This window comes from Agromyces mediolanus, assembly GCF_014648575.1.
Lineage (GTDB): Bacteria > Actinomycetota > Actinomycetes > Actinomycetales > Microbacteriaceae > Agromyces > Agromyces mediolanus.
This window is the reverse complement of the sequence record NZ_BMRJ01000002.1, coordinates 659,571-666,262: the sequence shown is the minus strand read 5'-3', so window position 1 is coordinate 666,262 and position 6,692 is coordinate 659,571. Positions and strand designations below refer to the sequence as shown.

The following is a 6,692-nucleotide window of genomic DNA, read 5'->3' as shown; positions in this document are numbered from 1 at the left end:
CGCGGCCGGCGACGTCGGCCGCCGCCGTGTTCACGACCTCGACGATCAGGCGCGACCCGTCGCCGTGCACCTCGACGGCGGCCTCCGCACCGGGCGCGTGGCGCAGCACGTTGCTGAGCGCCTCCTGCACGATCCGGTACGCGGCCTGGCCGACCGCGGTCGAGACGGGGGCGGTCGTGACGATGCGGGCGTCGACGACGAGCCCCGCGCGGCGCACGCTCGACACGAGCGGGCCGATCTCGGCGAAGCCGGGCTGCGGGGCGGTCTCGGCCTCGGCATCCGGATCCCGGAGGACCGCGAGCAGCTCCCGCATCTCGGCCATCGCGGCGCGCGCGTTCGCGGCGATCTCGCCAAACTCGGCGGTCGCCGCCTCGTCGAGGCCGCTCAAGCGGTACGGGGCGCTCGTCGCCTGCACCTGCACGATCGACATGCGGTGCGCGACCACGTCGTGCAGCTCGCGGGCGATGCGCGTGCGCTCCTCGGCGACGAGCCGGCGCTCGTGCTCGGACGCGCTCGTGCGGCGCTCCGCCTCGAGCGTGTCGGCGACGCGGGCGCGCAGCACCCGCAGGAGCCAGGCGAGCCCGAGCACCCCGGCGCTCACTGCGGCGCCGGTCACGAAGCTCGCGGCGATGGTCGAGGGCTCCTCGGCGCGTGCGGGCGGCAGCACCGCGGCGATCGAGCCGAACACGGTGCCGCCCCACAGCACGACGGCCGGCAGGAAGCGGCCGCGCAGGGCGAGAATGACGAGCCCGGCGCAGAGCGCGAGCAGCATCGGCACGCTGATCGGCCACGGCGCCCCGGGCGGCGGCACCGCGAGCGCGAAGAACGCGGCCTGCCCGCCGAGGCCGGCGATCGCGCCGGGCCACGCCCAGCGCATCGCGAGCGGCAGGCTGCCCGCCGCGAGGAGCGCGACGCCGAAAGCCGCCGCCACGGGCACCCCGTAGAGCGAGGCCGACACCGGCACCAGCACGGAGAACAGTGCGACGGCGACGAAGATCACGGCGAACCAGCTGAGCACGAGGCCGGGCCAGGCATCCGTCTCGGTGAGACGCGGGCGCCGGCGGACCGTCACCGCCGGAGTCGGCGGCGTCGGCGCCGCCTCCGCGGCGGCCGCGACGAAGCCCTCCGGCGGCGCGGGCGGCTGCGGAGCTGCGGGAGCGGCTGGGTCGGTCATGGCACCATGCTCGCATCGGCGGGGGCGCGGGGCATCCCCCGCCGGTGGTGTTCCCGCCCCCTACCGCGGTACGGGTCGCTCGCCGCTCAGCCCTTCGCGGCGTTCGCGGCCTTCGCCTGCGCCTTCATCTCCTGCTTGTGCGCACGCACCTTCTGCAGCGACTCGGGGCTCACGATGTCGGCGACAGAGGCGAAGCTGCCCGCCTCGCCGTAACCGCCGGCCGCCTCGCGCCAACCCGGCGCCTCGAGCCCGCACTGCTTGCCGAGCAGCGCGAGGAAGATGCGCGCCTTCTGCTCGCCGAAGCCGGGCAGCGCCTTCAGCCGCTTCAGCACCTCGGCGCCGCTCGGCTCACCGCGCGTCCAGATCGCGCTCGCGTCGCCGCCCCACTCGGACTCGACCGCGGCCGCGAGCTGCTGCACGCGCCCCGCCATCGATCCGGGGTAGCGGTGCACCGCCGGGGTCTGCGTGAAGACTTCGACGAGGCGCTCGGGGTCGGTCGCCGCGATGGTCGCCGGGTCGATCGAGCCGAGCCGGTCGCGGATCTTCTCGGGACCGGCGAAGGCGGTCTCCATCGCGACCTGCTGGTCGAGCAGCATGCCCGTGAGCAGGGCGAACGGGTCGTTCGAGAGCAGCTCGTCGGCCGACTGCTCCCCCGTGATGTGCAGTGCCATGCCCCCATCCTCGCACCGCCCGCGGCGAAGGGGGATGGCGGATGTCGGCGGATCGTGCTCGGATGGCCCCGTCGGAGCCCTCCGGCGAACCACGATCCCACCGCATCCGCGAACCAGGAGGAGGCATCATGCCGCTCGAGATGGACGTGAAGATCGAACTCATCCACGTGCCCGTGAGCGACGTCGACCGCGCGAAGGCGTTCTACGTCGAGCAGTGCGGCTTCGTCGCCGACCACGACGTGCAGGTCAGCGAGACGCTGCGCTTCGTGCAGGTGACCCCGCCGGGCTCCGCCTGCTCCATCGCCTTCGGCGAGGGGCTCGGCGCGACCATCGCGCCCGGCTCGCTCGACGTCATCCAGGCGGTCGTCCCGGACGCGGATGCCGCGCTCGCGCAGCTGCGCGCAGCCGGCGTCGACGCCCAGGGGGTCGACGAACAGGCCTGGGGCCGCTTCGTCACGTTCGCCGACCCCGACGGCAATCGCTGGACCCTGCAGCAGCTGCCGCCGCGCGACTGAGCCGCGCTCGTCGGCGTCCGGGGGTGGACCGGGACACCGCCCACCCTCGGACGCCGACGGCTCCCGCCCCTTCCGGAGCGGGAGCCGCCATGCGGGCTTCGGGTCTGCCCCGGCCTCCCTCAGGACGCCGTTGCCGATCCGATCAGCCGGCCTGCTTGACGATGTCGAGCAGGTTCGGGTTGTTCGCGTACGCCTCCGCCGCGTTCTCCTTGGTCACGATGACCGGAGCGAGGAGGTAGGCCGGCACGACCTTCACGCCGTTGTCGTACTGCTCGGTGTCGTTGACCTCGGCCTCGTCGCCCTTCTGAAGCTGCTGGATCATCTTGATCGTCTGCTCGACGAGGAGCGAGGTGTCCTTGTTGATGGTCGAGTACTGCTCACCGGCCATGATCGACTTCACCGACTCGACCTCGGAGTCCTGACCGGTCACCGTGATCTTCGAGATGTCCTTGCCGGCCTGCTTCGCCGAGGTGATGATGGCGCGGGCGAGGGTGTCGTTCGGCGAGAGCACGCCGTCGATGTTCGCCGAGGTGTAGTTCGCGGCGAGGATCGAGTCCATGCGGCTCTGCGCGTTCTCGGCCTTCCAGCCCTGCGTCGCGGTCTGCTGGATGTCGGTCTGCCCCGAGGCGACGACGAGGGTGCCGTCGTCGATCTTCGGCTGCAGCACCTCCATCGCGCCGTTGAAGAACACGGCCGAGTTCGCGTCGTCCGGCGAGCCGGAGAAGAGCTCGATGTTCCACGGCGCCTCGTGGCCCGAGCGGGCGGCGAGCCCGTCGAGCAGGGCCTGGCCCTGCAGCTGACCCACCTTGAAGTTGTCGAAGGCGACGTAGTAGTCGACGTTCGGCGTGTTCTCGATGAGCCGGTCGTAGGCGATGATCTTCACGCCCGCGTCAGCCGCCTGCTGCAGCTGCGTGCCGAGCTGCTTGCCGTCCTTCGCGCCGATGACGATGACCTTCGCGCCGTTCGTCACCATCGACGAGATCTGGTTCTGCTGCTCGGCGACGGTGTTCGAGGCGGGCGCGTACTGCACGTCGGGGTTGAAGCCGGCCGCCTTCAGGCCGTCCTCGAAGAGCCCGCCGGCGAGCACCCAGTTCTCGCTGGTCTTGTCCGGCAGGGCGATGCCGATCGTCGCGTCGGCCGCGAAGCCGGCCGAGTCGGTCGACTCGCCGCCGCCCGATCCGCCGCCGCGGTCCGAAGAGCAGCCGGAGAGCGCGAGGGCCGCCGCCGCGGCGACCGCGGTGGCTGCGAGAGCGATCTTCTTCATTGATCAGTCACTTTCTCTTGGTGTCCCGGGGCGGCTGCCACGAGAGGGGGAGGTGCGTTCCGGCATCCGCCGCGGACGGTGCCGCGGGGTGCCGGGTCAGAGCCGGGCGACGTCGCGGGGCTCGGACGATTCGTTGGTGCCGGAGCTCGGCACGACGGCGGGCGGCTCGGTCGGCCCCTGCTCCTCGAGGCGGGTGCGCCGGCGGCGCGACCACAGCCCGAGGATCGACGGCCGGCCCTGGCTCTTGCTCCACACGTCGACGCCGACGGCGAGGAGCAGCACCATGCCCTTGATGATCTGCACCCAGTCGGCGCCGACGCCGAGCAGCTGCAGGCCGTTGTTCAGGAACGCCATCACCAGACCACCGATGATGGAGCCGATGACGGTGCCGATGCCGCCGGACACCGCGGCGCCGCCGATGAAGACGGCCGCGATGGCGTCGAGCTCCCAGCCGTTGCCGTCCTGCGGGCCGGAGGCGGTGGAGCGGGCCACGAAGATCATGCCGGCGAGCGAGGCCAGGACCGACATGTTCATCATCACGAAGAAGTCGACCCGGCGGTCCTTCACGCCCGAGAGCGTGGCCGCGAGGCGGTTGCCGCCGACCGCGTAGATGTGGCGGCCGAACACGGTGCTGCGGGTGATGAAGGAGTACAGGATGACGAGCAGCACGAGGATGATGCCCGAGATCGGGAAGCTCGTGCCGGGACGACCGGTCGCGAACAGCCACGCGGCCCACAGGATGACCCCCGCGAGCAGCACGACCTTGACGATGCTGACCCAGAGCGGCGCCTGCGGCGAGCCCATCTTCTTCTGCACGCCGCGCAGGTGCAGCTCGTTGTAGACGATCCAGGCGGCGCCGAGCACGCCGAGCGCCATCGTCGCGTAGTTGAAGAGGGAGCCGGGGACGTCGGGCAGGTAGCCGGCGCCGATGTAGGTGAACTCGACGGGCACGGGCGTCGTGGTCGACTGGCCGATCCACTGGTTGCCGCCGCGGAAGATGAGCATGCCCGCGAGCGTCACGATGAACGCCGGCACCCCGACGTACGCCACCCAGAAGCCCTGCCAGGCGCCGACGGCCGCGCCGACGAGCAGGCCCAGCACGATCGCGAGCGGCCAGGGCAGGTTCCACTCGGCCATCGCCTTCGCCACGATGATGCCGGTGAACGCGGCGACCGAGCCGACCGAGAGGTCGATGTGCCCCATGATGATGACCATCACCATGCCGATCGCGAGGATCAGGATGTAGCTGTACTGGTTCACGACGTTGATGAGGTTCGTCGAGGAGAGGGTGAGCCCCGTCCCCTTGATGAGCCAGGTCAGCAGCTGGAAGAGCGCGATGATGACGACGAGGCTGCCCAGGATGCCGAACTGGCGCAGGGTCGACTGGCCGTTGCCGAACATCTTGCGCAGGTCGGCGAAGCCGCCCCGCTTCTCGGGCGTTGCGCCGGTCGTCGTGGCGCCCGTGGGGGTCGCGCCGGTCGGAGTGGTCATGCGTTCGCCTTCTTCTTCGCGGAGGTCATGCTGCGCATGAGGGCCTCGGGAGTCGCCTCGGACACGGGCAGGTTGTCGGTGATGCGGCCTTCGAAGACCGTGTAGATGCGGTCGGCGATGCCGAGCAGCTCGGGCAGCTCGCTGGAGATGAGGATGACGCCCTTCCCCTGTGCCGCGAGCTGCTGGATGATCGTGTAGATCTCGTACTTGGCGCCCACGTCGATGCCGCGGGTGGGCTCGTCGAGGATCAGCAGGTCGGGGTCGGTGAACATCCACTTCGCGAGGACGACCTTCTGCTGGTTGCCGCCCGAGAGCTTCGCGACGCCCATGTCGACGCTCGGCGACTTGATGCGCAGCTGCTTGCGGTAGCTCTCGGCGACCTGCGACTCCTTGAACTCGTCGACGACGTCGAATCGGGAGATCTTGCGCAGCTTCGCGGAGACGATGGAGCGCTTGATCGTGTCGAGCAGGTTGAGCCCGAGCACCTTGCGGTCCTCGCTCACGTACGCGAGGCCGTGGTCGATCGCGGACTCGACGTCCTTCAGCACGATCTCCTTGCCGTCCTTCACGATCGTGCCCGCGAGGTAGGTGCCGTAGGAGCGACCGAAGATGCTCATCGCGAGCTCGGTGCGGCCGGCGCCCATGAGGCCGGCGAGGCCGACGATCTCGCCGCGGCGCACCTCGAGGTTCGAGCCCTTCGCGACGAGCCGCTCGGGCACCTGGGGGTGCTGGATGGTCCAGTCGCGCACCTCGAAGAACACCTCGCCGATGTGCGGCGTCCGGTCCGGGTAGCGGCTCTCGAGGGAGCGGCCGACCATGCCGCGGATGATCCGGTCCTCGTCGACGTCGCCGCCGTGCACATCGAGGGTCTCGATCGCGTGGCCGTCGCGGATGATCGTGATCGCGTCGGCGATCTGCTCGATCTCGTTGAGCTTGTGGCTGATCATGATCGACGCGATGCCGCGGCCCTTGAGGCCGAGGATGAGGTCGAGCAGGTGCTGCGAGTCGTCCTCGTTCAGCGCCGCCGTCGGCTCGTCGAGGATGAGCAGCTTCACGTCCTTCGCGAGCGCCTTGGCGATCTCGACGAGCTGCTGCTTGCCGACGCCGAGGTGCTTGATCTGCGTGTCGGGGTCCTCGGACAGGCCGACGCGGGCGAGCAGGTCGAGGGCCTTCCGCTTCGCGGCCGACCAGTCGATCCGGCCGCCGCGGGCGATCTCGTTGCCGAGGAAGATGTTCTCGGTGATCGAGAGCTCGGGGATGAGGGCGAGCTCCTGGTGGATGATCGCGATGCCGGCCTGCTCGCTCTGGCGGATGTCCCGGAACTGCACCTCCTCGCCGCGGAAGAAGATCTCGCCCGTGTAGGTGCCGTGCGGGTACACCCCGGAGAGCACCTTCATCAGGGTGGACTTGCCGGCGCCGTTCTCGCCGCAGATCGCGTGGATCTCGGCGGGCATCACGGTGAGCGAAACGTCGCTCAGCGCCTTCACGCCCGGGAACTCCTTGGTGATGGAGCGCATCTCCAGGATGGGCGGGGGCGCGTTCATCGGCTGCCCGCTCGGGCGCTGGTCGTCATCGAC

Annotated in this window: 6 protein-coding genes; 1 reads left to right on the top strand and 5 read right to left on the bottom strand. The window is 70.5% G+C overall.

The genetic code is table 11. The annotated features are described in order from the left end of the window. Window positions 1–1,174, bottom strand: a 1,174-nt coding sequence (locus IEY71_RS12905; RefSeq protein WP_189085721.1) for a sensor histidine kinase, incomplete at its 3' end; no start/stop codon positions are given. 86 nt (window positions 1,175–1,260) lie between these two features. Then, window positions 1,261–1,845 carry an HhH-GPD-type base excision DNA repair protein gene (locus tag IEY71_RS12900; RefSeq protein WP_189085720.1) on the bottom strand — a complete coding sequence of 195 codons (585 nt, stop codon included), beginning with the start codon at window positions 1,843–1,845 and terminating at the stop codon, window positions 1,261–1,263. Window positions 1,846–1,985: 140 nt separating this feature from the next. Between IEY71_RS12900 and IEY71_RS12895 the strand changes: the two genes are divergently transcribed. Further along, entirely contained in the window at window positions 1,986–2,360 is a 375-nt protein-coding gene (locus IEY71_RS12895; RefSeq protein WP_189085979.1) for a VOC family protein, read from the top strand. 142 nt (window positions 2,361–2,502) lie between these two features. Here the strand turns inward: IEY71_RS12895 and IEY71_RS12890 are convergent, their stop codons facing one another. The 3 genes from IEY71_RS12890 to mmsA all read right to left on the bottom strand — a co-directional run bounded on the left by IEY71_RS12890 (window position 2,503) and on the right by mmsA (window position 6,659). Continuing rightward, window positions 2,503–3,624, bottom strand: coding sequence for a substrate-binding domain-containing protein (locus IEY71_RS12890; RefSeq protein WP_189085719.1), 1,122 nt, complete (start codon window positions 3,622–3,624; stop codon window positions 2,503–2,505). A gap of 96 nt (window positions 3,625–3,720) precedes the next feature. After that, entirely contained in the window at window positions 3,721–5,115 is a 1,395-nt protein-coding gene (mmsB, locus tag IEY71_RS12885; RefSeq protein ID WP_189085718.1) for a multiple monosaccharide ABC transporter permease, read from the bottom strand. Next, window positions 5,112–6,659 carry a multiple monosaccharide ABC transporter ATP-binding protein gene (gene mmsA, locus IEY71_RS12880; RefSeq protein ID WP_189085717.1) on the bottom strand — a complete coding sequence of 516 codons (1,548 nt, stop codon included), beginning with the start codon at window positions 6,657–6,659 and terminating at the stop codon, window positions 5,112–5,114. The genes mmsB and mmsA overlap by 4 nt, the downstream gene beginning before the upstream one ends. Window positions 6,660–6,692 lie beyond the last annotated feature (33 nt).

Bases quoted from the DNA above. Each gene is read 5' to 3' on its own strand.
- mmsB (WP_189085718.1), bottom strand. From the start codon at position 5,115: ATGACCACTCCGACCGGCGCGACCCCCACGGGCGCCACGACGACCGGC.
- mmsA (WP_189085717.1), bottom strand. From the start codon at position 6,659: ATGAACGCGCCCCCGCCCATCCTGGAGATGCGCTCCATCACCAAGGAG.
- IEY71_RS12900 (WP_189085720.1), bottom strand. From the start codon at position 1,845: ATGGCACTGCACATCACGGGGGAGCAGTCGGCCGACGAGCTGCTCTCG.
- IEY71_RS12890 (WP_189085719.1), bottom strand. From the start codon at position 3,624: ATGAAGAAGATCGCTCTCGCAGCCACCGCGGTCGCCGCGGCGGCGGCC.
- IEY71_RS12895 (WP_189085979.1), top strand. From the start codon at position 1,986: ATGGACGTGAAGATCGAACTCATCCACGTGCCCGTGAGCGACGTCGAC.